Source organism: Natrarchaeobius oligotrophus (assembly GCF_003841465.1).
GTDB classification, from domain to species: Archaea; Halobacteriota; Halobacteria; order Halobacteriales; family Natrialbaceae; genus Natrarchaeobius; species Natrarchaeobius oligotrophus.
The window spans coordinates 358,901-383,086 of record NZ_REFZ01000003.1 but is presented as its reverse complement, the minus strand read 5'-3'; the positions used below and the strand labels follow the sequence as shown (position 1 = coordinate 383,086).

22 protein-coding genes and 1 tRNA gene are annotated in these 24,186 nt (G+C 65.8%); 14 read left to right on the top strand and 9 right to left on the bottom strand.

The window, feature by feature from the left end:
* Positions 1–579 precede the first annotated feature (579 nt).
* From EA472_RS06705 to EA472_RS06675, 7 genes are all read right to left on the bottom strand, one after another.
* On the bottom strand, positions 580–1,878 hold the full coding sequence (locus EA472_RS06705) for an RNB domain-containing ribonuclease (RefSeq protein ID WP_124190735.1): 1,299 nt from the start codon (positions 1,876–1,878) through the stop codon (positions 580–582).
* A 77-nt stretch (positions 1,879–1,955) separates the two neighbouring features.
* Positions 1,956–2,231: a hypothetical protein gene (locus EA472_RS06700; RefSeq protein ID WP_124190734.1), complete on the bottom strand. Its 276-nt coding sequence runs from the start codon at positions 2,229–2,231 to the stop codon at positions 1,956–1,958.
* Positions 2,232–2,456: 225 nt separating this feature from the next.
* Complete coding sequence (locus EA472_RS06695; protein ID WP_124190733.1) at positions 2,457–2,747, bottom strand: hypothetical protein; 291 nt, start codon at positions 2,745–2,747, stop codon at positions 2,457–2,459.
* Positions 2,748–2,757: 10 nt separating this feature from the next.
* The gene (locus EA472_RS06690) at positions 2,758–3,033 is read right to left on the bottom strand and encodes an ArsR/SmtB family transcription factor (protein ID WP_124190732.1); all 276 of its coding nucleotides are present in this window, start codon (positions 3,031–3,033) and stop codon (positions 2,758–2,760) included.
* A gap of 338 nt (positions 3,034–3,371) precedes the next feature.
* Complete coding sequence (locus tag EA472_RS06685; protein ID WP_124190731.1) at positions 3,372–3,665, bottom strand: DUF7562 family protein; 294 nt, start codon at positions 3,663–3,665, stop codon at positions 3,372–3,374.
* 64 nt (positions 3,666–3,729) lie between these two features.
* Complete coding sequence (locus EA472_RS06680) at positions 3,730–5,064, bottom strand: metallophosphoesterase (protein ID WP_124190730.1); 1,335 nt, start codon at positions 5,062–5,064, stop codon at positions 3,730–3,732.
* Between the two features lie 189 nt (positions 5,065–5,253).
* Positions 5,254–5,883, bottom strand: coding sequence for a TMEM175 family protein (locus EA472_RS06675; protein WP_124190729.1), 630 nt, complete (start codon positions 5,881–5,883; stop codon positions 5,254–5,256).
* Between the two features lie 227 nt (positions 5,884–6,110).
* On the opposite strand from EA472_RS06675, the gene EA472_RS06670 reads away from it, so the two are divergent.
* Entirely contained in the window at positions 6,111–6,590 is a 480-nt protein-coding gene (locus tag EA472_RS06670) for an RNA-binding protein (protein WP_124190728.1), read from the top strand.
* Here EA472_RS06670 and EA472_RS06665 read toward each other — a convergent pair.
* A complete protein-coding gene (locus EA472_RS06665) occupies positions 6,587–8,470 on the bottom strand; it encodes a PAS domain S-box protein (RefSeq protein WP_165874839.1) in 1,884 nt (627 codons plus the stop codon). The two genes, EA472_RS06670 and EA472_RS06665, sit on opposite strands and share 4 nt — an antisense overlap.
* Before the next feature lie 200 nt (positions 8,471–8,670).
* Between EA472_RS06665 and EA472_RS06660 the strand changes: the two genes are divergently transcribed.
* The 9 genes from EA472_RS06660 to EA472_RS06620 all read left to right on the top strand — a co-directional run bounded on the left by EA472_RS06660 (position 8,671) and on the right by EA472_RS06620 (position 17,977).
* Positions 8,671–9,033 carry a cell division protein SepF gene (locus EA472_RS06660; RefSeq protein ID WP_124190726.1) on the top strand — a complete coding sequence of 121 codons (363 nt, stop codon included), beginning with the start codon at positions 8,671–8,673 and terminating at the stop codon, positions 9,031–9,033.
* A gap of 537 nt (positions 9,034–9,570) precedes the next feature.
* Positions 9,571–11,967, top strand: coding sequence for a rhodanese-like domain-containing protein (locus tag EA472_RS06655; protein WP_124190725.1), 2,397 nt, complete (start codon positions 9,571–9,573; stop codon positions 11,965–11,967).
* A complete protein-coding gene (locus tag EA472_RS06650) occupies positions 11,968–13,209 on the top strand; it encodes a Coenzyme F420 hydrogenase/dehydrogenase, beta subunit C-terminal domain (protein ID WP_124190724.1) in 1,242 nt (413 codons plus the stop codon). It abuts the gene before it with no gap.
* A gap of 197 nt (positions 13,210–13,406) precedes the next feature.
* On the top strand, positions 13,407–14,048 hold the full coding sequence (locus EA472_RS06645; protein WP_124190723.1) for a helix-turn-helix domain-containing protein: 642 nt from the start codon (positions 13,407–13,409) through the stop codon (positions 14,046–14,048).
* A 169-nt stretch (positions 14,049–14,217) separates the two neighbouring features.
* Positions 14,218–15,366: a citrate synthase gene (gene citZ, locus EA472_RS06640; protein ID WP_124190722.1), complete on the top strand. Its 1,149-nt coding sequence runs from the start codon at positions 14,218–14,220 to the stop codon at positions 15,364–15,366.
* A gap of 170 nt (positions 15,367–15,536) precedes the next feature.
* On the top strand, positions 15,537–15,941 hold the full coding sequence (locus tag EA472_RS06635; RefSeq protein WP_124190721.1) for a gamma-glutamylcyclotransferase family protein: 405 nt from the start codon (positions 15,537–15,539) through the stop codon (positions 15,939–15,941).
* Positions 15,942–16,206: 265 nt separating this feature from the next.
* The gene (ilvA, locus tag EA472_RS06630; protein WP_124190720.1) at positions 16,207–17,418 is read left to right on the top strand and encodes a threonine ammonia-lyase; all 1,212 of its coding nucleotides are present in this window, start codon (positions 16,207–16,209) and stop codon (positions 17,416–17,418) included.
* Positions 17,419–17,662: 244 nt separating this feature from the next.
* Positions 17,663–17,869, top strand: a complete 207-nt coding sequence (locus EA472_RS06625; RefSeq protein WP_124190750.1) for a hypothetical protein — start codon at positions 17,663–17,665, stop codon at positions 17,867–17,869.
* 27 nt (positions 17,870–17,896) lie between these two features.
* A tRNA-Ser gene (locus EA472_RS06620) sits at positions 17,897–17,977 on the top strand.
* A 268-nt stretch (positions 17,978–18,245) separates the two neighbouring features.
* Here the strand turns inward: EA472_RS06620 and EA472_RS06615 are convergent.
* Positions 18,246–18,497, bottom strand: coding sequence for a DUF4242 domain-containing protein (locus tag EA472_RS06615; RefSeq protein ID WP_124190719.1), 252 nt, complete (start codon positions 18,495–18,497; stop codon positions 18,246–18,248).
* Positions 18,498–18,712: 215 nt separating this feature from the next.
* Between EA472_RS06615 and EA472_RS06610 the strand changes: the two genes are divergently transcribed.
* The 4 genes from EA472_RS06610 to thsB all read left to right on the top strand — a co-directional run bounded on the left by EA472_RS06610 (position 18,713) and on the right by thsB (position 23,977).
* Complete coding sequence (locus tag EA472_RS06610) at positions 18,713–19,867, top strand: MFS transporter (protein WP_207891131.1); 1,155 nt, start codon at positions 18,713–18,715, stop codon at positions 19,865–19,867.
* A 23-nt stretch (positions 19,868–19,890) separates the two neighbouring features.
* On the top strand, positions 19,891–20,643 hold the full coding sequence (locus EA472_RS06605; RefSeq protein ID WP_124190718.1) for an SOS response-associated peptidase: 753 nt from the start codon (positions 19,891–19,893) through the stop codon (positions 20,641–20,643).
* A gap of 125 nt (positions 20,644–20,768) precedes the next feature.
* Positions 20,769–22,097: an MFS transporter gene (locus EA472_RS06600; protein WP_124190717.1), complete on the top strand. Its 1,329-nt coding sequence runs from the start codon at positions 20,769–20,771 to the stop codon at positions 22,095–22,097.
* A gap of 209 nt (positions 22,098–22,306) precedes the next feature.
* On the top strand, positions 22,307–23,977 hold the full coding sequence (gene thsB / locus EA472_RS06595; RefSeq protein WP_124190716.1) for a thermosome subunit beta: 1,671 nt from the start codon (positions 22,307–22,309) through the stop codon (positions 23,975–23,977).
* The last annotated feature ends 209 nt before the right edge of the window (positions 23,978–24,186 follow it).

Here is a 24,186-nt window from a genome sequence, read left to right as displayed (position 1 = left end):
TGGTTCAAGTATCGGCTCGTTCCCGATCTCTCAACGCTAAACGACTACATTCCACGAGGACTGAGCGCGATCAGCGAGCCCAATATTTGGCCGCATCTCACTGGTAAAGATTCGTCTTAATCACTATGAGTCGGCTGGGGAGGGAGTGGCCCGGGCGGAAATGGACGGGGTCGGGCGATCGATCTGTCCCTGACGACGCACGCACGGACGAGACGAGCGCGCACAGCGAGCCGTGGTCGATCGAATATCCGTCTCTGCGCCTTTTGATCGCGCTTTTTCCACCACCGTCAGTCGTCTCCAGAGCCTGCGGTCCGCTGCTCGAGGTCCGACTGCAGGGTCTTCTCGCTGCTCGAGGCGTCGTTTCGCTCGAGGTTCTCGCTCACTTGGTGGCTCGCGGGTCGTGCCTCCCCGCTCGCCGTACGCGGTTCTCGCTCACTTGGTGGCTCGCGGGTCGTGCCTCCCCGCTCGCCGTACGCGGTTCTCGCTCACTTGGTGGCTCGCGGGTCGTGCCTCCCCGCTCGCCGTACGCGGTTCTCGCTCACTTCGTTCGCTCCGAACCGCGCTCGCTCCGAACCGCGCTCACAGCGTCCGATCGGCCTCACTCTCCTCTACCACCTCGATCCCCCGATTGTTGACCGCCATGGGGTCGAGGCCGACCTCCTGGAGGAACTGCTTGTACTCGCGCTCGCACTGCTCGGCGTCCTTTTGCTTGTCGCTCGCGCGATCACAGAGTTCGATCAGGTTCTCGGGAACGTCGTTCTGGTAGACGATCCAGTGGTTGATCAGGTCCGAAAGTCGGCGGATCGGGCTCGTGAAGTGACCGTAGATCTCGAAGTTCAGCGCGTGGTGGCCGCCGAAGGGATCGTTCATGTACCGCGCCCGGGGCATGACCTTCATCACGGCCCACTGAATCTTGTCGAGCTGGCGGCCGGGTGCCTCCTCGAGCGTCGCGTTGACGGCTTTTCGCGGGTCGTCCCAGGTGTCACCCGGGATCGAAACGCCGTCTAAGTCCTGAATCTCCTGGAGGGCCTTCGACCACTCGTCGGGGCTTGGCTGTGGGTGGACGCGGTACATGGCCTCGACGCCGCGGTTCCACATGAGCTCGTGCGTGACGGCCTTGTTGGCCTTGAGCATGCACTCTTCGATGATGGTGTGAGCGCGGTCGCGGGCCGGGTTCAACACGAGCGAGCCGTCCTCCTTTCGGATCTCGTGCATTCGGTTGGCGACCTCGTGGACCAGCTTGTTCTCCTCGTGCAACGGCGCGTCGGGGTCGTCGATTCGCTTTTCTGCCTGCGCGTACGTGAGGCGCTCGTCGGATTCGATGACGGACTTGTAGATGTCGATCGTCTCGTAGGAGAGCGTCTCCTTGTCGAGGTGCATCTCGACGGTGTGAGCGAATCGCTCCTCGTTGGGAACCAGCGAGCAGACCGACTCCGCCAGAATCGGCGGCAGCATGTGGATCGTGTAGCCCGGCAGGTAGACCGTGTTACAGCGTTCGACCGCCTCGTCCCACATCTCCGAATCGGGGTGGACGTAGTGGGTGACGTCCGCGATGTGGACCCAGAGAACGTACTCGTCGTCGCGTTCCTCGATCGAAATCGCGTCGTCGAAGTCCTGGGCGTCGATCGGGTCGGTCGTCCAGGTCGTCAGCTCCCGGAGGTCCTCGCGGTCGTCGATCTCGGCGTCGATGTCGCCTTGCACGTCGCCGGTCAGTTCGGTGGCCTCCTCGAGCACCCCGTCGGGAAACTCGTCGCGAATTTCGAACTTCTCGAACAGTTCCTCGCGCTTGTTCTCCATGTGGCGGGCGAGATCCTCGGAGATTTCGACGGGGCCCTGGCCTTCCACCGTGCCGGCTTCGGCCTGTGCGTCGTCGCTCATGGCGTTCCATACGGACGTGGGTGTGAAAGTCGTGTCGGGATCAGCGGCCAGCGGGAGACCGGTGGACGGGCCGTCGATCAGGTGCTGATCCCGCCGCGTTCGATCTCGTCGACGGGCTCCCGCCTCGCGAGCTGAAACCGCTCGAGACACTCGCGGAGTTCCTCCCGGCTCTCGTGAACGAGCAGCTTCATCGCCGTATCGCAGTAGTAGGTCCCGTCCCGTTCCCGGATGACGACGTCCGTCGACCGCCCGAGAACCGAGAGTTCGATCACGACCCGTCCTCCGTCTTCGATCACGTCGAGAATCTCCGCCGCGGTCAGATCCTTGCGCGAAACGCGTTTCGTTTCGGTCATAGTTCGAGTGGTCGTGCGGCAGATCCGGACCGACGCGTCCGGACGCTCCGCACTCGGTCTAGGGAGAGTCGATCGGACAATGAACATTTTCCAACGTGTCTTGCAACTCCCTCTAGAGTCTCTCTCGACTCTGCGGTCCGGAGCCGCCCGCGCGATCGTGCGACGTCGCCTCTCACCTCGGGTCGACGTCGCCTCTCACACGTATACCGACGTCCGATATATTTATCACTTCATCGTCACGTAGGCGAGCGAGAGGAGCGCCAGAAACTGCAGTCCGCGCAGGGCGACCATAACTCGATGAACGATCGGCTCGTACCCGTAGAGCATCTCCTCGGCGAAAAAGAAGTAGACAGCGACGAGGTTCTCGAGCATGAAGACGAGACCGAACACGAGCAATCCGAGGACGAGCGGGGTCCGAAATCGGCGATAGTTCTGTAACCAGACGTACGACAGCAAGCCGAGTAACACGATGTTGCCGCCCGAAAACGCCGTTGCGACCGTAACTTCGGTTGTCATTGTTTCACACTCACTCTAGATTCTCCGTGATGGTTTCGAACTCCGCTCTGTGGTACTCGAACCGGTCGGTCAGAAAGTAGAGTTTTCCGTACTCCTGCTCTCCTTTCTCGACGACGTCGTGGTCGCACAGCATCTCGAGGTGGTATCTGACCGTGTTGTACTCGACGTCGAGCTCCTCGGCCAGCTGGTTCGCGTTCCGCGGACGGTCGTCCAGCGCGCGGATGATTCGCGCCCGGTTCTCACCGCCGCGCGTGCCGGCGATGAGGTACCACAGGACCTTCTTCATCCGAACGACCGGTGGTTGGTGTGACGACAGTAAATAACCCACCCCAACGCGTCGGCCGGCCGCGTCCGTCCGCACCGAGCGCTCGACGCTCGTGGTTGAGGGAGGACCGTGGCTCGTCCGGGTTCGCCGACGCTGGCGCCGAAGACCGCACGGCGGCGACGGACGCGCCGCTCGCGGGACGGACGGACGCCGGCGCGACCGCGACCGGGAACTCATCGGGCACCGTCGCTATCCCTCAGACGCGACGGATACGAAGTCGTTGTGCGGGCGTGTGCGACCGATGCACGACCGAACTGGCGGTCGAACCGGGGTGACGGACGGTCGCAGCGCCGTCGCCGTCAGGATTCCTCCTCGAGGGTCCCGTAGCGCTCCTCGACGGTCGTAACGTATCGCGAGAGAAACGTCCGCGTCTCGCTTTCGCCGGCCTCGAGCTCGACGAGTAGCTCTTCGAGGTCGTCCCGCGGGTAGTGACACAACTCGCCGTGACAGGATTTACAGACGTGCTCGAACGTCTTGTCGTCTCGGCTCCAGCGATCGCCGTACTTGTCGTACTCGCGCGCTCGAGCGCGGGCAACCTCGTCCCCGCAGGCGAGACACGTGACCGTCTCAGTGCGGTTCCGGGAGGGCCACATAAGATAAAAGAGGCTGTGCTATTACTTAGCAATTGTCAAATCCTTCACTCGTCCGCACAGTCTTTCAGTCCGATGGATCGGACGACGGCGCGCTCTCGGAGACCTCGAGGGGACCGTCGGGGTCGATCACCGTTCGCTCGGGGATCGATTCCGGAGACCGGGGCCGACGTGCGATCAGTCGCTGGAACCGGGTGAGATCCAGGGGTTCGTTCGTCTCGATCTCCTCGTACTCGACGACGATCCGGTCCCCCTCGGCGAAGATCCGGAAGTAGTTCAGACGAAACGACGGGTAGTAGATGCCCGGCAGGTGGGAGAATCGGCTTTCGACGTGCTCGAGCTTCTTCAGCCAGGTTCCGGTGTTTATCACGAGCCGGTCTCCCCACCGCGTGAGCGACGCTCGATGGGTGTGGCCGTAGACGTACACCGCCACGTCCGGCTTCGACTCGAGAAGCTCCCTCGCCGCGCGCAGGAAGGGCTCGTCGCCCTGGCCGACGCGGACGCCCGAGAGGGCGAGGCCGAACCGGCCGAGAGTGTGCCGGAGGTCGCGTCTGAACAGCCACAGCGGGACCGCCAGCAACAGCAGGACGAACATCGCGACGAGGTTGATCGCGATCAAGATCTCGAGGACGACGTCGGCGACGCCGAGCGCGCGAACGATCGAATTGTCGGTGAAAAAGCGAGCAGGGAGGATTCCCACCGCCTCGAGGACGGTCCCGAACAGGTACAGCAGCGTAATATTGAAGAACAACAGCAACGGGACGACGACCGCCCGCAGGTACGGGCTCATCTCGCGGTAGAAGTAGTTCGAAAAGAGCCAGCGCGGGATCTCCTCCATCGGCGCGACCGACTGGATGTCCCGCAGCCAGTCGCCACGCGCTCGCCCGGAGTACCGCCCGGCGGCGGCGACGATCCGCTGGACGACGAAGTAGCCGACCGGGAGCGCGTGGGGGTTTCCCCAGTCGCGCATGCGGTTGTTCGGATCGTGTTGCTGGCCGTGTTCGATCCAGATCCGAGCGTCGCCGACCTCTCGCGTGATCGCGATCTCCGGCTCGAGCGAGAGGTTGTACTCGGCCAGCCGGTCCGCGTGTGAGGGGTAACACGCGAGGTCGTAGTCGTGGTTGCCCGGAATGAGGGTGACGTCGATCTCCTCCCCGGTCGCCCGGAGTTGCTCGAACACGCGCGGATGGTCCTCGATCACCCGCTCGAGCCGTTCGGGTCCCGTCACCTCGGCGTACTCCCACAGCCCGAACGCGTCGCCGTTGACGACGAGTTCGACGTCGCCGCCGCGTTCCTCGAGATCCGCGAGAAACGACAGCAGCTCATCCTCGAACTCGAGTGCCGTCAGCTGTTCGTCGCCGCCCATGTGGAGGTCGCTGATGAAGACGTACTCGTCGGCCATTCGCTCGAGTTCGACGTACTACCAGCACCGCGGGGATAGGGGTTTTCCCGGTCGGCGACGACTTCCACGGACGGCTGAACGTCGCTGTGAGGGCTGAACGTGACTGTTGACGACCCGCGCGCTCGAGTCCCCCGTTTCTCCTCGGCTGGCCGAGCGCCGTTTCCCTCGCCGTCGACTGTTCCGCCCTCGCTACCCGAGTTCGGCCGCGTCCGTCTCCCCAGTCACCCGCTGGTAGTACCGAACCCAGAGCATCTGGAGGGGGACGATCAACAGCGGAACGAAGTACGCGACCGGGAGTAAGACGGCGGCGACGCCGATCGACAGCGCGAACACGGCGGGCGAGATCAACCCCCGGATCGTGATCAGCCGCGCCGTCTGGTCGTCGATCCGATCGTCCGTAAACCCCGCACGGGCCGCGTACGCCCAGACGGCACTCAGCATGACGCCCACCAGCACGAAGTTGGTCGCATACAGCGTCCAGGCGAACTGCGTCCCGTAGACGCCCATCAGCTCCGTCGGATACGGGAGAAAGGAGATCGAAAGCAGAAACAGGAGGTTCAGCCACAGCAGGATTCGGTCGTGGTGTGCGACGTACTGAAAGAGGTTGTGGTGGATAATCCAGTAGAGCCCGACGACGAGAAAGCTCAGGAGGTAGCTGATCAACAGCGTCTCCTGATCCGCGATCGCCGCCGGCAGCTCCGCGGCGGACACGTCGGGGACGTCGAACTGCAACACCAACAGCGTGAGCACGATCGCGAACAGGCCGTCGCTCAGCCCCTCCATCCTGTCGGTCCCTTCCCCGCCGAGCGTCCTGACCATACGACGGCGACCACTCGAGGCGGTGAAAACGCTCGCCCGTTTCGCTCGCGCTGATACGGGCCGCCGTACCGGGGTATCGGTGCGACCGCGATACGTCCCCGGTTGCACCGCTACTGACTTACAGCAGATCGTCTGAACCGTCGCACCAACCGCGTCGAATTCGACGTCACGAACCGGACGCCGCGGCGAATCTAACCGCTTAAATGCGTACGGGCGGAAGCACCGGTATGCAGGTCAAGTCCCGACACCACCTCCGAAGCGACGCCGTTTCGGACCTCGAGGAGACGCTCTCCGACCAGCTCGGCGTCTCGCTCGACGGCGACGCCTACGAGCGCGTCGAGTTCGAGGAGACCGACTGGGAGGTGATCCTCGTCGACGGCGAACCGCAGGTCGCGTACTTCGACGACGAGCCGTTCCTGACGGTTCGCGGCGCTAACGCCTACGAACCCGAACGGAGGCTGGTGACGGTCGACGCCGGCGCGATCTCGTTCGTCAGCGACGGTGCCGACGTGATGCGTCCCGGAATCACCGAGGCCACCGACGACGTCGAGCCCGACGATCTGGTCGTCATCGCCGAGGAGTCACACGGCAAGATCCTGGCGATCGGTCGCGCCCGCGTCGACGGGAGCGAGATGGTCGGCGACGAGGGCAAGGTCGTCGACTCCGTCCACCACGTCGGCGACGAACTCTACGAGTTCGCCGGCTAGCGGTTCCTCCCCGAGTCGGCTTCGCTGACCCCTCGAGAGGCATTCGCGGCCGTCTCCGCGACCGGAAGCTGAACCCGAACGACCGTGCCGGTCGGCTCGTTGTCCTCGATCCAGACCTCGCCGCCGTAGCCCTCGACGAGCGTCCGGACGAGATAGAGCCCGATCCCCGTTCCCGGGCTCTCGAGTCCCTTCTCACCGTGGCCGAACACCTGCTCTTTCCGGCGGTTCGAAATGCCGGGACCGTCGTCCGCGACGCTCACGAACACGCTCCCGTTTCGGCGATCGATCGACACCTCGACGGTCGGGTGTGTGGAGTCGTTGTGGACGAGGGCGTTCTGGACGAGGTTATGGACGACGGATTCGAACATGTCGTCGGCACGAACAGTCGTTTCGGCATCCGTCCCGTCGACCGTGATGGTGGCCCATTCGTACCTGGTTTCGGCGGTTTCGACGACCGAGGCGACCACCTGCTGGACCGACACCGGCCGCAGCTGTTCGTCGTCTCCGAACATCGTCTCGGTTAACTCTCGGGCGGTTTCGGTCAGGTCGATCGCCTCCTCGACCGACAGCAGCACCTCCTCGAGGTGCTGCTCGCCGGCGTCGTCGACGTGCGGCGCGAGCAGCCGCCCGCGACCGCGGACGATTTGCATGTGGTTGCGCAGGTCGTGTCGGACGACCTGGTTGAGCACCGCGAGTTTGTCGCGCGTCGACTCGAGCGTTCGGTTTCGATTCCGCTGTTCGGTGATGTCTCGCGCGGACGCGATCAGCGACGTCGGCTCGCCGTCGTCGTCGGTGACGGGCCGAACGGTGCCGCTCACCCGCCCCCCTCGCCCGCCAGATCGATCGAGGTCCGTCTCGTAGTCGACGTACTCGCCCGACGCGGCCCGCTCGACCCACCGCCGAACTCGATCGCGGACGTCCGTCGTCCACCAGGGCGTCTCCCAGAACGGCGTCCCCCGCAGTTCCTCGAGGTCGGCGTCGACGTAGCTCATCGCCGTCCGGTTGGCGTCGATCAGCGTCCCGTCGAGATCGAGCAGGCCGACGAGCGTTTTCGGATCCTCGAAAATCGCCTCGAAACGCCGCTGGTTTCGCCGTCGCTCGCGCTCTCGCTCCGTCCGCTCGGTCACGTCCGTGATGAATCCCTCCAGCGCCGCGAGTTCACCGTCGTCGTAGATCCCTCGCCCCCGTTCCCGCATCCGCCTGGTCTCGCCGTCCGCGGTGACGATCCGGTAGGTGAGCTCGTAGTCGTCGCGGTTCTCGAGGGCGTCCTGCACGACGGCCCAGGTCCGATCGCGGTCGTCGGGGTGGACGACGTCCCGCCCCATCGAAACCCTCCCCGATTCGAGTTCTACCGGACGATAGCCCGTGATCTCTTCGCAGTCGCCCTCGATGATTTCTATCGGCCACCCCGGCTCGTTTCGAGATCGGTAGACGATCCCGGGAACGGTGTCGATCAGCGTCTCGAGCCGTTGACGGCGTCGCTCGAGGTTTCGTTCCGTTCGCCGGTGTTCGACCGCGTTTCGAATGCGGTTTGCGAGCAAGCCGGAGCGCTCGCCGCCTTCGGTTCGAACGTGGCAATCGGTCGCCCCCCGTTCGATCGCCCGTTCGGCGACCGACTCGGCGTTCCGATCGACGAGGACGATCAGCGGAACGTTCGGATCGATCTCCCGGCTCCGATCGACGAACGCGAGGGCGTCGCACTCCGGCGGATCGTGGTGACTGACGACGCAGTCGACGCGCACGTTCTCGTCCGCGAGTCGCTCGAGTCCCCCTTCGACGGTCGGCTCGCGGTGAACGTCGAACCTTCGTCGACCATCGTCCGGAAACGACGGTCCACCGGTACCGGCGACGACGAGTACGCAAATCTGTTCACCCCCCATCGATACGCCCATTTTCGGTGTTACCACAAAAACAACTTCGAATTCCGACAGTAATTGCCGACCACGGCACTCGTGAGGACGCTGGGAGGTCGCAAACGGAGGTGGCGTCGCGGCGGATGTGGTAACGGCGTGAAGAAGTCGCTCGTCCGGAGCGTCGTCTGACGTAAGAACTATACTGGCAGCGCAAGTGGGTAACGGCGATGGGACTCATGAGCAGAATCATCGGCGGGAACCAGTCTCGAACCGCCGAGGATTACGTCGAACTGGATCTCGACGACGTCTCGACGGAGTCGGCCGGCGCGAGCATGCAGGTGCACATCGCCGAGGTCAGCGGTCAGGCCGACGCGATCGACATCAAAGAAGCCGTCTACGACGGCGACATCGTGATCGCCGACGTGACGCGGTTGCGCACGAACGACAGCACCGTCGAACACATCGTCGACGAACTCCGACAGGTCGCCCAGGAAGTCGACGGCGACATCGTCCGGAAGGGGGACGACCAGATGATCATCACGCCGACCGGCGTCCGGATCAGCCGCGAGAAACTCGGCCAGTCCTACTGACGCGCCCGGATCGTCTCCGACCGCGCTCCTCCGACGAACTCGTCTTCTCGCACTCGAGCGGTCACGTCTCTCTTCGCGCTCGAGCGACGGTGCTCTGCCGGTACTCGTCGGGTCGCGTCCCGCCAAGCGGCGACCCTCGTCGCCGCGGCGTCGACTCCGAAGACTGCTGCGTCCGAACGCCGTTCGACACCGGCTCATATTGCCCCGGTCGACGACGAAACCGGTCGATCGTTCCCCGCCGCCTCGAGACTCACCGCGTCGGTTTCGTTTCGAGCCGCCTATAGTAGTCGTTCGTATGACGGGTAATAGGACTGTCACGAACGCCGTTGGCCTGCTGCCGGCGTTCCGGAGCGACGGCCGAATTCACCCGTATGCGTAGCTGAAAGAGGCCGCCGCGTCAACCGCCGGATACAGTATGACGACGCGAACTCCTCGCTACGGACGAAGCGGACGGGCGTTGACGTCCCACGAAACCGGACGCGCTCCGGCCACGGTCGCCGTCCATCGATCGGAAAACGACCGAACGGGTGATCGTCCGTGAGCGACCCGACGGTCGTCTCACCCTCGTGGCTCGAGGCCCACTGCGAGTCGGTCACGGTCGTCGACGTCCGCTCGAGACGCGACTACGAAGACCTCGGTCACGTTCCCGGCGCCGTGAACGTCCCGGCCGCGGAGTTCCGCGATCCGAGCAGGGTCGCCGCAGGGAAACTCCCCAGCGCCGACGACTTCGCCGCCTTGCTGAGCGAGGCCGGCATCGATCCCGACGATTCGATCGTCGCGGTCTGCGACGAACAGGGCGTCAACGCCGCACGGTTCCTGCTCACCGCCGCCGTCTACGGCCACGACGGGCGACTCTCCCTGCTCGACGGCGGTCTCGCCGCCTGGCTCGAGGACGGAGGCGACCTCACCGACGAGACACCCGATCCGACACCGACGAGCTACGAGGCCGAACTGACCGACGACGCTCCGCTGGTCGATCGCCAGGCGGTCGAGGCTGCCGTCGAGGGCGACGCGATCGTCGTCGACACGCGCACTCCCGCCGAGTACGACCAGTCGCACATCCCGGGTGCGGTCCAGGTGGGGTGGGAAGACCTCCTCGACGAGTCCGGCCGGCTGCGGCCCGAGGACGAACTCGAGGAGCTGCTCGCCGCGAAAGGTATTCGGCCCGAGGAACGGATCGTCCTCTACTGCAACACCGCCCGGCGACTGAGCCACACCTACGTCGTGCTGGGGGACCTCGGATACGAAGACGTCGCCTTCTACGAGGGCAGCCTCACCGACTGGGTCCGTTCGGAAGCCGCCGAGTGGAACCCGGTCGAACTCGAAGCGCGGGTTCGCTCCTACGCCGACGCGGGCGGCTTCGAGGCGATGATCGAGGAGTTGGGCGAGGACGTCACGAACCACCTGAAGCTGATCGGCCTCTACCACCAGAAACAGGAGGGCTACTTCATGCTCCGGACGCGCGCACCCGGCGGCATTCTGACGGCCGAGCAGGCGAGCGTGATCGGCGAGGTCGCCGACGAGTTCGCCCGCGCGCCCGAAGAGTACGGCGGGCCCGACCAGAACCCCGTCTTCGGCGACGGCTACCTCGATCTCACCACGAGACAGGACGTCCAGATGCACTGGATCCGGATCCGAGACGTCGACGAAATCTGGTCCCGGTACGAGGCGGTCGGCCTCGAGACGATGCAGGCGTGTGGCAACTCGGTGCGCAACGTCGTCGGCTGCCCCGCCGCGGGGATCGATCCGAACGAGACCGTCGACGTCCGTCCGGTCGTCGAGCGCGTCAGCGAGCGCTTCCTCGGCGACCCTCACTACGCCAACCTGCCGCGGAAGTTCAAGATCAGCGTGACGGGCTGTCACGAGAACTGCGCCCGCGCGCAGATTCAGGACCTCGCGTTCACGCCGGCGATCAGGGACGGCCGCGACGGGTTCGCCGTCCGCGCCGGCGGCGGCCTCTCGGATGGTCCGCGCGTTGCCTCCGACCTCGAGCTGTTCGTCGAACCGGACCGCGTCGAGGAGCTCGTCGAGGCGGTGGCGGACCTCTACGTTGATTACGGCAGCTACCTCGACACCGCGGTCAACCGGCTGCGCTTTCTCGTCGAGGAACTCGGCGTCGAGCGGTTCCGCGAGGAACTCGCCTCCTACGCCGACTTCGAGTTCGAGACGCCGGACGAGGTGCTGACGACCGACTACCGCGACGATCACGTCGGCGTCCACGAGCAGACCGACGGTCGCTCGTCCGTCGGACTGAACGTCCCGACCGGCCGGATGGGCGGCGACGAGTTCCGCGAGCTCGCGCGTCTCGCCGACGAACTCGGCGGCGGCGAACTGCGACTGACCCCGAACCAGAACTTGCTGGTTCCCCACCTCGCGGACGAGCGCCTCGAGTCGTTCCTCGAGGCGTCGGTCGTCGACCGGTACGGTCCCGACCCCGGTCCGTTCTCGCGGGGAATCGTCACCTGTACCGGCCGGGAGTTCTGCAATTACGGCATCGTCGAGACGAAAAACCGCGCGATCAGGTGGGCCCGCGACCTCGACGAGTGGTCCGAGGCGGTCGGAATCGCCGACGAACGCGAGGCCGTTCGCGTTCACCTGTCGGGCTGTTCCGCCTCCTGTGCCCAGCCACAGATCGCCGACGTCGGCCTACGCGGCGAGGTCTACCGCGACGACTACGAGTCCGGGCGGGCGGCCGACGTCGGACTGGGCGGCGACCTCGGGAACGACGAGTTCATCGACTGGCTCGTCGGGAAGGTGCCGATCGACGACGTTCCGGCCGTCGTTCGGGCGGTCACGCTCGCCTACGAGACCGATCGCGACGAGGGCGAGACGTTCGCCGAGTGGACCCGCCGGAGGTCCGACGTCGAACTCCGGAATCTGGTCTCCGAGGCGGCGGGAACGAAGCCGGCGGCGATCGGCACGGAGGCGAGCTAGATGCCGGCCGACGATCGGTCGGCGACCCCGGCCGTTCCGACCAAGGGCGTCGGCGGCGATCCGCGAGAGTCGAACGACGACGTCGAGGAAGCGCCGGGGAAGATCTGGTTTCGAGACCTGGACGAGGCCGTTATCGAGGCCGACCGGTGCGTCCAGTGCGCCTCGTGCGTCGCGGCGTGCCCGTCGGACTCGATCGGAATCGACGCCGAGGAAAAGCGTCCGACGCTCGTCCGGATGTGCACCGGCTGCTCGCGCTGCTGGGACTTCTGTCCACGCAGCGGTCTCAGGTACGAGCGGCTGATCCAACTCGCCGGCGAGGAACGCGGTCTCGAGGAGCCGGAAACGTACGCCGCACGTGCGACCGGCGGACCCGCCGAAGCCGGCCAGGACGGCGGCGTCGTGACCGGGTTGCTCGCCGCGTTGCTCGAGGCCGGCGAGATCGACGGCGCGGTCGTCGCGAGAGAGAGCGACGAGCAACCGCTTCGCGCCGACGCGTTCCTCGCGACCTCCCGCGAGGACCTGCTTGAGGCGGGCGGAAGCATCTACACGCAGACGATGGGGCTCGGGCAAATCGAGGACCTGCTGGCCGACGCGGACCTCGGAGCGGAGCCGGACCTCGCGCTCGTCGGGACGCCCTGTACGATCCAGGGGGCCACGGCGCTCGGTCGCTACGGTCACGAGCCGGCCGATCCGATCGCCCTCACGGTCGCGCTGATGTGCACGCGGAGCTTCGAGTACGACCGACTGCGTTCCCGGATCGAATCGCTCGGCGTCGATCCGGAGCGGATCGAATCGCTCGACGTCGGCGGCGGCGTGCTCACGGCCGTCGACGACGCGGGCGAACTCCTCCTCGAGACGGACGTCGAGTCGTTCGACGCCGCCGGATTGCGCGGCTGCGACGAGTGCGCCGACTTCGTCGGCGGCGGTGCGGACGTAAGCGTCGGCAGCGTCGGAACCGACGAGGGATACACGACCGTCGTGGTGCGAACGAACAACGGAAGATCGGCGTGGAACCGGGCCGAAGACGCACTCGAGGCGACCGAGATCGAACGCCCGGAACCGCTCGAACGCCTCGCCGAGTGGAACCGTCGTCGCGCCGAGTCCGTCCTTCCGCGCGGCTTCGATCCCGACGCCGAGGTCGGCATCACCTACGAGGACCACCGCCGAGCCTACGACGGCACCGATCGCGAACCGCAGCCGCTCAACCCCGCCCGCGTCCACCAGTACGAGGAGTGGTGTTGAGTTCGGTCTGTCCGGTCCCTCGGCCGCCGCGGGCGCGCGGCCACCTCGCGCGATTTCGTCATTTACGGTCCAACGCTCGGATGGCTCCGTTCGTGACGCGGCGACCTCCGCGATTTCGATCGCGTTCGCCGCGCGGTGTTTTCACCCGGCGGGAATTCCCGGTCCCGGTTATGCCCGCTCGATCCGTACGAACGGCTATGACTGGCTTCCGTGCAACCGTCGTCGTCCACGATCCCGGCGACTGTCCGGTCGCCGACGTCTCCGCGATCGCCGACGAGCCGATCGAGTCGGTGACCTGGACGCGAGCGTCGGACGGGTCGACCGTCGAGGAGTTCGACGCGCCCGCCGACGCGTCGATCGAGAGCGACGCCGTCGACGCCGACCTGACGGCGGTCCAGTCGAACGACGTCTCGGCGGTGTACCGGTTCGAGCGCGAGGGAGACGGCTGCGTCTGCGAGATCGTCGAGGGAACCGGCACGCCGATCTCGTCGGTCCGCGCTCGCGACGGCTCGCTGTTGCTCTCGTTTCACACCCTCGACCTCGAGGAGATCGCCGTCGTCGTCGACGGGCTCCGCGAGCACTTCGACGGCGTCATCGTCGAGGACCTCGCGCAGGACCGCGACGGCGACTCGGCCGATCCGGTCGTCGTCGACCGCGACGCGTTGACGCCTCGCCAGCGCGAGATCGTCGAGACGGCCCACGAACTGGGCTACTTCGAGTATCCGAAGGGTGCGAACGCGACCGAGGTGGCCGACGAACTCGGCGTCGCGCGGTCGACGTTTTCCGAACACCTGGCCGCCGCCCAGACCAAACTCATGGCCGCAATTTTGGACAACTAGCAACCGAATCGTCGTCAGAGGCGACTCGAGCGAACGTTCGTCCACTTTCGGTGCGACCCCCTCCGTTCTGTCCCTTCCCTGGTGGCGAGGAACCCGGTACATCGGACGCGTTCGGGCGTGAGGACGACCAAACGACAATACTTTTCCATCGGGATGCGAAACTGCGGGTATGGCTGACGATCTCGAGAAAGGGCTAGAGGGTGTTTTAGTCGCAGAGTCCGAACTCAGCTTCATCGACGGCGACGCCGGCCGACTGATTTATCGCGGCTACTCGATCGAGGACCTCGCCCGCGGCGCGAGCTACGAGGAGGTCCTGTATCTCCTGTGGCACGGCGAGCTCCCGACCGAGGACGAACTCGCCGCGTTCACCGACGCGCTCGAGGACGAACGCGAGGTCAGCGAGAACGTACTCGCGACGATGGAGCGACTCGCCGACGCCGACGAGCGCCCGATGGCCGCTCTCCGCACGGCGGTGTCGATGTTCTCCGCGTCCGAGCCGGAAGACGACGCAGATCCCGGGGATCTCGAGGCGACGCTGCGCAAGGGACGGCGCATCACCGCCAAGATCCCGACCGCGCTCGCGGCGTTCGAGCGGTACCGGCTGGGCGAAGAGCCCGTGGAACCCCACCCCGAACTGGGGCTGGCGGCCAACTTTCTCTACATGCTCACGGGCGAGGAGCCGGACGACGTCGCCGCCGAGACGTTCGACCAGGCGCTGATCCTCCACGCAGACCACGGCCTGAACGCCTCGACGTTCACCGCGATGGTGATCGGCTCGACGATGGCCGACATCTACAGCGCCGTCACCGGCGGCGTCAGCGCGCTCTCGGGACCGCTTCACGGCGGCGCGAACCAGGACGTCATGGAGGTCCTGATCGAGATCGACGAGAGCGACCTCGACCACCGCGAGTGGATCGAGCAGGCGACCGAGGAGGGACGGCGAATTCCCGGCTTCGGCCACCGCGTCTACAACGTCAAGGATCCCCGGGCGAAGATCCTCCAGGAACGCAGCGAGGAACTCGCCGAGGAGGGCGAGGGCAAGTGGTACGACTACACGACGACGATCGAACGATACCTCACCGAGGAGAAAGGTCTCGTCGAGAAGGGGATCGCCCCGAACGTCGACTTCTACTCGGGATCCGTCTACTACCAGCTCGGCATCCCGATCGACATGTACACGCCCATCTTCGCGATGAGCCGCGCCGGCGGCTGGATCGCACACGTCCTCGAGTACCAGGAGGACAACCGCCTCATCCGCCCGCGCGCACGCTACACCGGTCCCTCCGACCAGGAGCTCGTCCCGCTCGAGAAGCGGTAACGACGGTCGATCGCCGTCGATTTTTCCGTCGGGTTCGCTTCAGGACGCGGCCGCCGTTCGCCGTCGAGTTCGGCTCACGACCCAATCGACGTTCGCCGCTCGAACTGCCCCCCTCCCGTCGCCCGCGAGCCGTCGACACCCAAAAGGGTGCCGCCGACGGATTCCCCGACGTGCAGGTCTTCGTCTACGGCACGCTGACGGACCGAGCGCGCGTCGAACGCGTCCTCGAGATCGGCCGATTCGCTTTCGACGGGGAGGCGACGCTCGAGGGACTGCACCGAATCGAGGGGCGGTATCCGACGCTCGCGCCGGGCGGGAGCGCGGAGGGGCGGTTGCTGTGCGTCGAGTGCGCCGCCCTCGAGCGACTGGATCGGTACGAGGGTGTCGAGAGCGGCCTCTACGTCCGCGTTTCCGTTCCGCGCGCGAACGACGGCCGGCCGGTTCAGGTGTACGTCGGTCGCCCGGAGCGACTCGGCGTCGGCGACCGCGTCGACTGGCCCGGTGAGGGAGCGTTTCGCGACCGCGTCCGAACCGTCCTCGAGCGAACCGGTGCCGTGGTACGCCCCCACGAATGACGACCGTCGTACCCCCGTCTGACACTCCGATCACCCCGTCGCAGTCTTTCGATTTCACTTTCACTCTGGAGGGCAGGGATTTATGTGTCCTGCGTTCCCCTCTTCACTCGCACGTCACACGCCGTGCATCCCTGTATTCCCTGTCGTGCTGCTTTTTAGCAGCACATCCCGTTTCGACGACGACGCTCGAGTGACGACTCGGTCGCCGCCGACCGACGCCGTCGCGGTCCGACAGTATTTCGGTGTCCCTGACGTATCCGTGGATATGCTCGACCGCTCGGACGTTCTCGAGGCGCGACCGCGAGTTCGAGAGACGTCCAGACGCACGCCGCTCGAGTTCTCTCACACCTACTCCGCGATGACCGGAGCCGACGTTCACCTGAAACTGGAGACGTTCCAGCGCACGGGCGCGTTCAAGATCCGCGGCGCGACGAACCGGATCGCGACGCTCTCGGCCGAGCAGAAGGCTGCCGGCGTCGTGACCGCGAGCGCCGGTAATCACGCCCAGGGCGTCGCGCTCGCGGCCTCCCGTGCGGGCGTCGATTCGAAGATCGTCATGCCCGAGTACGCGCCCATCTCGAAGGTGAAGGCGACGCGCAACTACGGCGCGGAGGTGGTCCTCGACGGGGCCGACTACGACGAGGCCGCCGAACGCGCCCACGAGATCGAACGAGAGGAGGGCCGCACCTACGTTCACGCGTTCGACGACGAACAGGTGATGGCCGGTCAGGGCACGATCGGCCTCGAGATCGCGGAGGACTGCCCCGACGTCGAGACCGTCGTCGTCCCGATCGGCGGCGGCGGACTCATCAGCGGCATCGCGGCGGCGATCAAAGGAGAGAACCCGGACACCCGCATCATCGGCGTCCAGGCAGAAGGCGCTGCGAGCGCCGCACGCTCGCTCGAGACGGGAGAGCGCGTCTCGCTCGAGGGCGTCGACACGATCGCCGACGGGATCGCGACCCGCAGCGTCGGCGAGCGAACGTTCGCGCACATTCGGGAGTACGTCGACGAGGTCGTCACCGTCTCCGATCCGGAGATCGCCGTCGCAACGGTGTACCTGCTCGAGCGCTCGAAGACGGTCGTCGAGGGGGCGGGCGCGGTCCCCCTCGCGGCACTCCTGTTCGAGGCCTTCGAGTACGAACCCGACGAAACGATCGTCCCCGTCCTCTCGGGCGGAAACGTCGACCTGAACACGCTCACCAACGTCATCGTCCGCGGCCTCGTCGAAACCGGCCGCTACCTCAAGATCCGAACCGTCCTCACGGACCGGCCCGGCTCCCTCGAGCGCCTGCTCGAGATCTTTACGGCCCATCGGGCGAACATCTACGCCATCTACCACGACCGGACGTCGCGGGACGTCGAGATGAGCGACACTGAAGTCGAGATCGAACTCGAGATGCGCGGCCCGGACCACGTCGAGGCCTTTCTCGCCGATCTGCGCGAGGCCGGCTACGAGGTGGACGTCCTCGTTTGATCCACCGGTCCACACCCGGCGTCGGTCTGTTGACGTGGTGTGGTTCGGGACTCCGGCACCTGCTCTCCACCGAATTTATCCCCGGCCGGTGAGAGCGAATCCGTATGGAACCGGTCGACGAAACAGACGGTGCGCTCGCAGCGCCGAGCGCGAACGACGGTAGGGCGAGGTGGTCTCCGTGAGTGCGCCGACGAACGCGTCCCCGCGGGCCAAATCTGCCCTGCTGTGGGGTGCCGTCGGCTTCATGGCCTTTCTGGTCCTCGTCCAGGGCTACGCGCTGGTCGTCGAGCCGCTGCTCTCGATCGCACAGGGAGCGGCCGTCGCGCTGGCGGTCGGGCTCGCAACGGCGGCGAGCGCGTACGTTCTCGAACACCGGATCGCCGCGTGGTCGGCACGACGAGCGACGGACGAGACCGACGCACGCGGCGACGACGGTAAAAGTAAGAGTTAAACGACCGACGCGGCTAGGCTCACTCGAGCCAGGATGGCCGAACGGTAAGGCGCACGCCTGGAAAGCGTGTTCCCTTTGGGATTCTGGGTTCAAATCCCAGTCCTGGCGTTTTCGCGATTTTACTACCGACGAGCGGCGCGTAGCGACGCGAGTTATTCGAAATCGCGAAACGTCACGAAGCGGGATTTGAACGTACGCCAGTCGCAGCCCGCACAGTGAGCGAAGCGAACGAGCGGGACCGTCTGGAGGTGGGTTCGAATCCCAGTCCTGGCGCTTCCGTGATTTCACACCCGCGAGCGCCGCGTAGGGTCGCGAGAAACCGAAACCCGTCGACGCGGAACCGCCGGAACCGCTCCACCCGCGTTCCCGCGCTCGATCACTCGCCTTCTTCGACCTCGTAGATCTCGTCGGCGGTGAGGCCGTGAGACTCGCTGTGTACTCTTTCGCCCGCCTCCTTCGACGGCGCTTCGAAGAGACAGAAGACCGCTCCGGCGTCCTCGTCCCACCAGTAGCGCTTGTACTCGACGCCGTACTCGTCCTGGATCTCGACGTCCATCTCGTGGGCGTCCATCGCGGCCCGGGCGTCCATTCCGTCGACGTTTCGGTGTACGTCCATGAATAGTGGCATGGTGTTTCACCATACTACGGCAACGAGCATGTCTTTTTTCGACGATTCCGAATACAGTTGCACGAACGTCGACTGATGGGTAGCTCGGGATGAGATACTTTTATTCGTCGTCAGTTCTACACGCTCGATTTCGCGTCGGCGGCGTCTCCCGTCGAGCCGTCCCGGAGCCGTCCGAAAGTCGCGAGATATAGATAGCCGCGCTCGAAGGGACGACCGTGACGAGACGACGACTCTGGCTCGGTGCCGCGTGTTGTTTCGTGGCCGGCGACGCGATGGCGATGCAGTCTCGCGGCGCGTTGCTCTCGAGCTTCGAGGGGACGTTCGGCGTTTCGGAGTCGCTGCTGGGACTCGTGGCGCCGGCGGGGACGGTCGGCTTCGTCGTGGCGATCCTGGCGGTCGGGATGCTCGCGGGCCGCCTCGACGTGCGTCACGTCCTCGTCGCCGGCGCGGCGACGATGGCGCTCTCGCTGTTCGCGATCGCCGTCGCACCGGTGTACGCGCTGTTTCTGTTCGCGTTGCTCGTACAGGGTGCCGCGGCGGGCGTCTTCAGGGCGATGGATCGGCCGCTGTTGAGCCACCTCTATCCCGACCGACGCGGGCGGATCTTCGTCCTGTACGCGCTCGCGTGGGCCGTCGGTGCGGTCGTCGGTCCCGTGGTCGCGAGCGCCGTGTTGCTCGTCGCCGACTGGCGTGCGATGTACGTCTTCCTCGCGCTGAGCATCGTCCCGGTGATCGTCGCGGTGCTCTCGCTCGAGCCTCCGTCGTGGGACGAACGGCCGCTCGAGCGGGAGGCTCTCGCGCCGCTGCTCTCGAGCTCGGGCGTCCGCACGACGCTGCTCGCGCTCGCGCTGGCCGGCGGAATCGAGGGGACGATCTTCACCTGGCTTCCGTACTACGCCGGGACCTTCCTCGACCGGACGACCGCGAACCTCGCGCTGTCGGCCTTTCTGCTCGCGTACATTCCGGGACGGTACGCTTACGCGAAGCTCGTCGATTCGGTCTCGTACCTTCGGCTATCGCTGGTGACGACGGCGCTTTCGATTCCGGCGTTCGCGCTCGCGATCGGCTGGACGAGCGTCGGGATGCTCGCGGCAATCTTCTGTGCGGGGCTGCTCATCTCGTCGCTGTTCCCGTTGCTTTCGGCCTACGGCGTCGAGATCGTTCCGGAGTACAGCGGTCCGATGAGCGCGCTCACGACCGGCGCGGCCTACGCCGGAACCGCGTTCGTTCCGTTCGTCGTGGGCGTCGTCGCCGAGCTGACGAGCATCGGCGTCGCGATGTGGATTCCGGTCGGGCTCGCGGTCGTCCTCTTGGTCGTTATTCGGGCGATGCCCGCAAGCGCCGACTCGGCCGAACGGGCAACCGTTTGATTCTCCGCGACGTAGGCCCCCGTATGTGTGGCCGCTACACCATCGTCCTCGAGCGCGACGACCTCGAAGAACGCTTCGACGCGACCGTCGCGGACTCGTTCTCGCCGCGGTACAACGCCGCCCCCGGTCAGCGTCTGCCGGTGATCACCGACGAAGCGCCCGACCGTCTCCGCCGCCTCGAGTGGGGGCTGGTCCCGCCGTGGGTCGACGAGGCTCGAACGAGCGACGGGCTCGTCAACGCCAGAGCGGAGACGATCGACGAGAAGCCGAGCTTTCGGTCGGCCTACCGGCGACCGTCCGACCGTCTCGGTGAACGAGACGAGCTGAGTAAAGCGGCGTCGGCGGGCCGGTGTCTCGTTCCCGCCGACGGCTTCTACGAGTGGGTCGACGACGTGGACAATCGGCCCTACAGGATCGGATTCGGGGACGATCGACCGTTCGCGATGGCCGGATTGTGGCAGCGCCGACGGCTCGAGACCACCCAGGCGGGACTCGACGACTTCGCCGGCGGAGCGGTCGACGTCGACCGCGACGACGCGCTCCTCGAGACGTTCACCGTGGTCACCACCGAGCCGAACGACCTCGTCGCGGACCTGCACTCTCGAATGCCCGTGATCCTCGGCCCCGAGGACGAACGACGCTGGTTGACGGCCGACGACCCGCGGGCACTGCTCTCGCCCCATCCCGGCGACGAGATGCGGGCCTACCCCGTCTCGCGGGCGGTCAACGATCCGACGACCGACGAGCCGTCGCTGATCGATCCCCTCGAGTCGTAGCCGTCGCGTTTCGCGTCGGCGAGCGACCGCGTTCGCTCGCCACCCGACGGAGCCGATCCGCGATCAATCAGCGACGATCACCGGTTCCTAAACACGAAAGGGCGTCCGGACGGAAGGAAGCGGGCATGAGATCGACCGTTGCGATGTCTCGGGACGAGTTCCTCTTCGGCGCGTTGATCTCGTCCGCACACGCGGGCCAGCACGTCTTCTTCCGGCTGTTTCCGCCGCTCATTCCGATTCTCGTCGTCGACTTCGAGACGACGCTGTGGCAACTCGGCCTGCTCGTGAGCGTCTCCATGTTCGCGGGCGGCCTCTTTCAGGCCCCGATGGGAATCCTGGCGGACCGGTACGATCGGCTCTACCTCCTCGTGCCGGCGTTCGTCGCGATGTCGCTCGGCTACCTCATCTTCGTGATCGCGCCGCTCGTCGGGCCGGCGATTCCCGAACTCCACGCGCTCGGTCAGGTGTTTACGGGGCCGTACCTGATCATGGCGCTCGGCATGTTCGTCGTCGGCGTGGGATACAGCGCGATCCACCCGGTCGGCTATCCGCTGATCTCCGCCAACGTCTCGGCCGACAACAAGGGCAAGGTGCTGGGAATGTGGGGGAGCGCCTCCAAGGTCGGTGACTCGGTCGCTCCGTTTCTGATCGGCGTCTTCATCGTCGTTCTCCCGTGGGAGTGGATCCTCGTCGGGATCTGCCTGTTCGGTTTCGCGTACGCGTTCGGGCTGTACGTCGCTTTCCGATCGGGTCGCTACGAAACCCGACCGCCCGAAACCGCCGACGGAAACGACTCGTCGGCGGCGACGCAGGAGGGCGAGACGGATCGACGCGAGTTCCTGTTTCCGATGATCGTCGTGGTCTTCAGCTTCTTTTTCATCCTGTTCGCCGGCAACGGCCTCATCACGTACGCGCCGGCGTTCGTCTCGGGCGTGTACGGCTTTTCGTTCTCGATCGTCGGCTACACGTTCGAGCCCGCCTCCGTCGCCAACTTCTACTTCGGCATCTTGATGATCAGCGGGGCGATCTCCCAGCTCGTCCTCGGGGCCGTGGCGGATCGGTTCGACTACCGGACGGTCCTCGTCACGCTCCTGGGCACCTCGGCGGTCGCGCTCGTCGTCCTGGCGGCGCTCGAGCTCTCGGCGCTTTCTTTGCTGGTCGTGTTCGTCCTCATCGGCGCGACGCAGTTCGGCATGAACCCGGCTCGCGACGCGCTGATCAGCGACATCGCTCCCGCCGAGTTCGAAGGCCGCGCGTTCGGCTACATCTGGACGCTCGCGATGGTCGGCAGTTCGGTCTATCCGGTCATCATCGGTTACATCGCGGACACGGCGGGGTTGCGGACGAGTTTCGGGACGCTCGCCGTCGGCGCGCTCGGCGGACTCGTCTGCATCGCGCTGCTGTACAGCCCCCGTATCTATCGCGAACGTGCCCCGGAAACGGCGCGTGCGTAGCGCGAGACGCGAAGCGACCGGCAACGGTATATAATAGGAAACGGTCCGCTCGCCGTGACCGATCAAATCTCCGTGAATCGCTCACATGATCCGATCGCTATCCGCTCGTCGTCCGCCGATTTTCTCCGTCAGCTGTGATCGGTTCGAATCGAAGAGCGGACTTCGACCGGTACAATTATATAGAAGCACAATCATAGATTCGTTTGATTATGAGTCAACGAATGCAGCAGGGTCAGCCGATGATCGTAATGAGCGAGGACTCCCAGCGCGTCAAAGACAAAGACGCCCAGGATTACAACATCAGCGCGGCCCGCGCGGTCGCCGAGTCCGTGCGCTCGACGCTCGGTCCCAAGGGAATGGACAAGATGCTCGTCGACTCGATGGGATCCGTCACCATCACCAACGACGGCGTCACCATCCTCGAGGAGATGGACATCGACAACCCGACGGCCGAGATGATCATCGAAGTCGCCGAAACTCAGGAGGACGAGGCGGGAGACGGCACCACGACGGCCGTCGCGATCGCGGGCGAACTCCTCAAGAACGCCGAGGACCTCCTCGAGCAGGAGATTCACCCGACGGCGATCATCAAGGGCTTCCACCTCGCCGGCGAGCAAGCCCGCACGGAGATCGACGACATCGCGACCGAAGTCGACACCGACGACGAAGAGCTCCTCCGATCCGTCGCCGAGACGTCGATGACCGGCAAGGGTGCCGAGGTCAACAAGGAACACCTCTCCCAGCTCATCGTCGACGCCATCCGTGCGGTCACCGTCGAGAGCGACGACGGCGAGAACGTCGTCGACCTCGAGTTCCTCAATATCGAAACCCAGACCGGCCGCGGCGCGGGCGAGTCCGACCTGCTCGAGGGCGGCATCGTGGACAAGGACCCGGTCCACGACAACATGCCCGTCGAGGCCGAAGACGCTAACATCCTGTTGCTCAACCAGCCCATCGAGGTCGACGAGACCGACGTCGACACCGAAGTGTCGGTCACCGATCCCGACCAGCTCCAGCAGTTCCTCGACCGCGAGGAACAACAGCTCAAGGACAAAGTCGACCGGATCGTCGACCTCGGTGCCGACGTCGTCTTCTGTCAGAAGGGCATCGACGACCTCGCCCAGCACTACCTCGCCAAGGAGGGCATCCTCGCCGTCCGCCGTGCGAAAAAGAGCGACCTCGAGTTCCTCAAGGAGGTCGTCGACGCGAGCATCGTCTCCGACCTGCCCAGCGCGAGCGAGGACGACCTCGGCCACGGCGACGTCACCCGCGACGAGGAAGACGAGCTGTTCTACGTCGAGGGCGACGACGCCCACGGCGTGACCCTCTTGCTTCGCGGCTCGACCGACCACGTCGTCGACGAACTCGAGCGCGGCGTCAACGACGCCCTCGACGTCGTCGCACAGACCGTCTCCGACGGCCGCGTCCTCGCGGGCGGCGGCGCGATCGAAGTGGAACTCGCCTCGCGGCTGCGCGACTACGCCGACTCCGTCTCCGGTCGCGAACAGCTCGCCGTCGAGGCGTTCGCCGACTCGCTCGAGCTCGTTCCCCGCGTCCTCGCGGAGAACGCCGGACTGGACTCGATCGACACGCTCGTCGACCTGCGGGCGGCCCACGACGAGGGCGACGTCCGGGCCGGGCTGAACGTCTTCTCGAACAGCGTCGAGGACACGTTCGAGGCCGGCGTCGTCGAACCCGCCCACGCGAAAGAACAGGCGGTCACCTCCGCCAGCGAGGCCGCCAACCTGGTGCTCAAGATCGACGACATCATCTCCGCCGGCGACCTCTCGACCGACAAAGGCGACGACGAGGAAGGCGGTGCGCCCGGCGGCGGCATGGGCGGCATGGGCGGCATGGGCGGCATGGGCGGCGCGATGTAAGCGAGGGCTGACCGGAGGAACCCCTCGAAAAAGCGAGCGGGCGTTCGGCCCGCGAGCAAACGCGGTTGACATTTTCCCCGCCCTGAAGGGCGAGGTTTTGCGCCTGCTCATCACATAACGCGAGGCTCGCGATCGCTTTCTCACCATCCCTGCTATTCGATATCTCGAGCGGGTAACGACGAGAACCACGACCTGCCGTCGTACCGCCG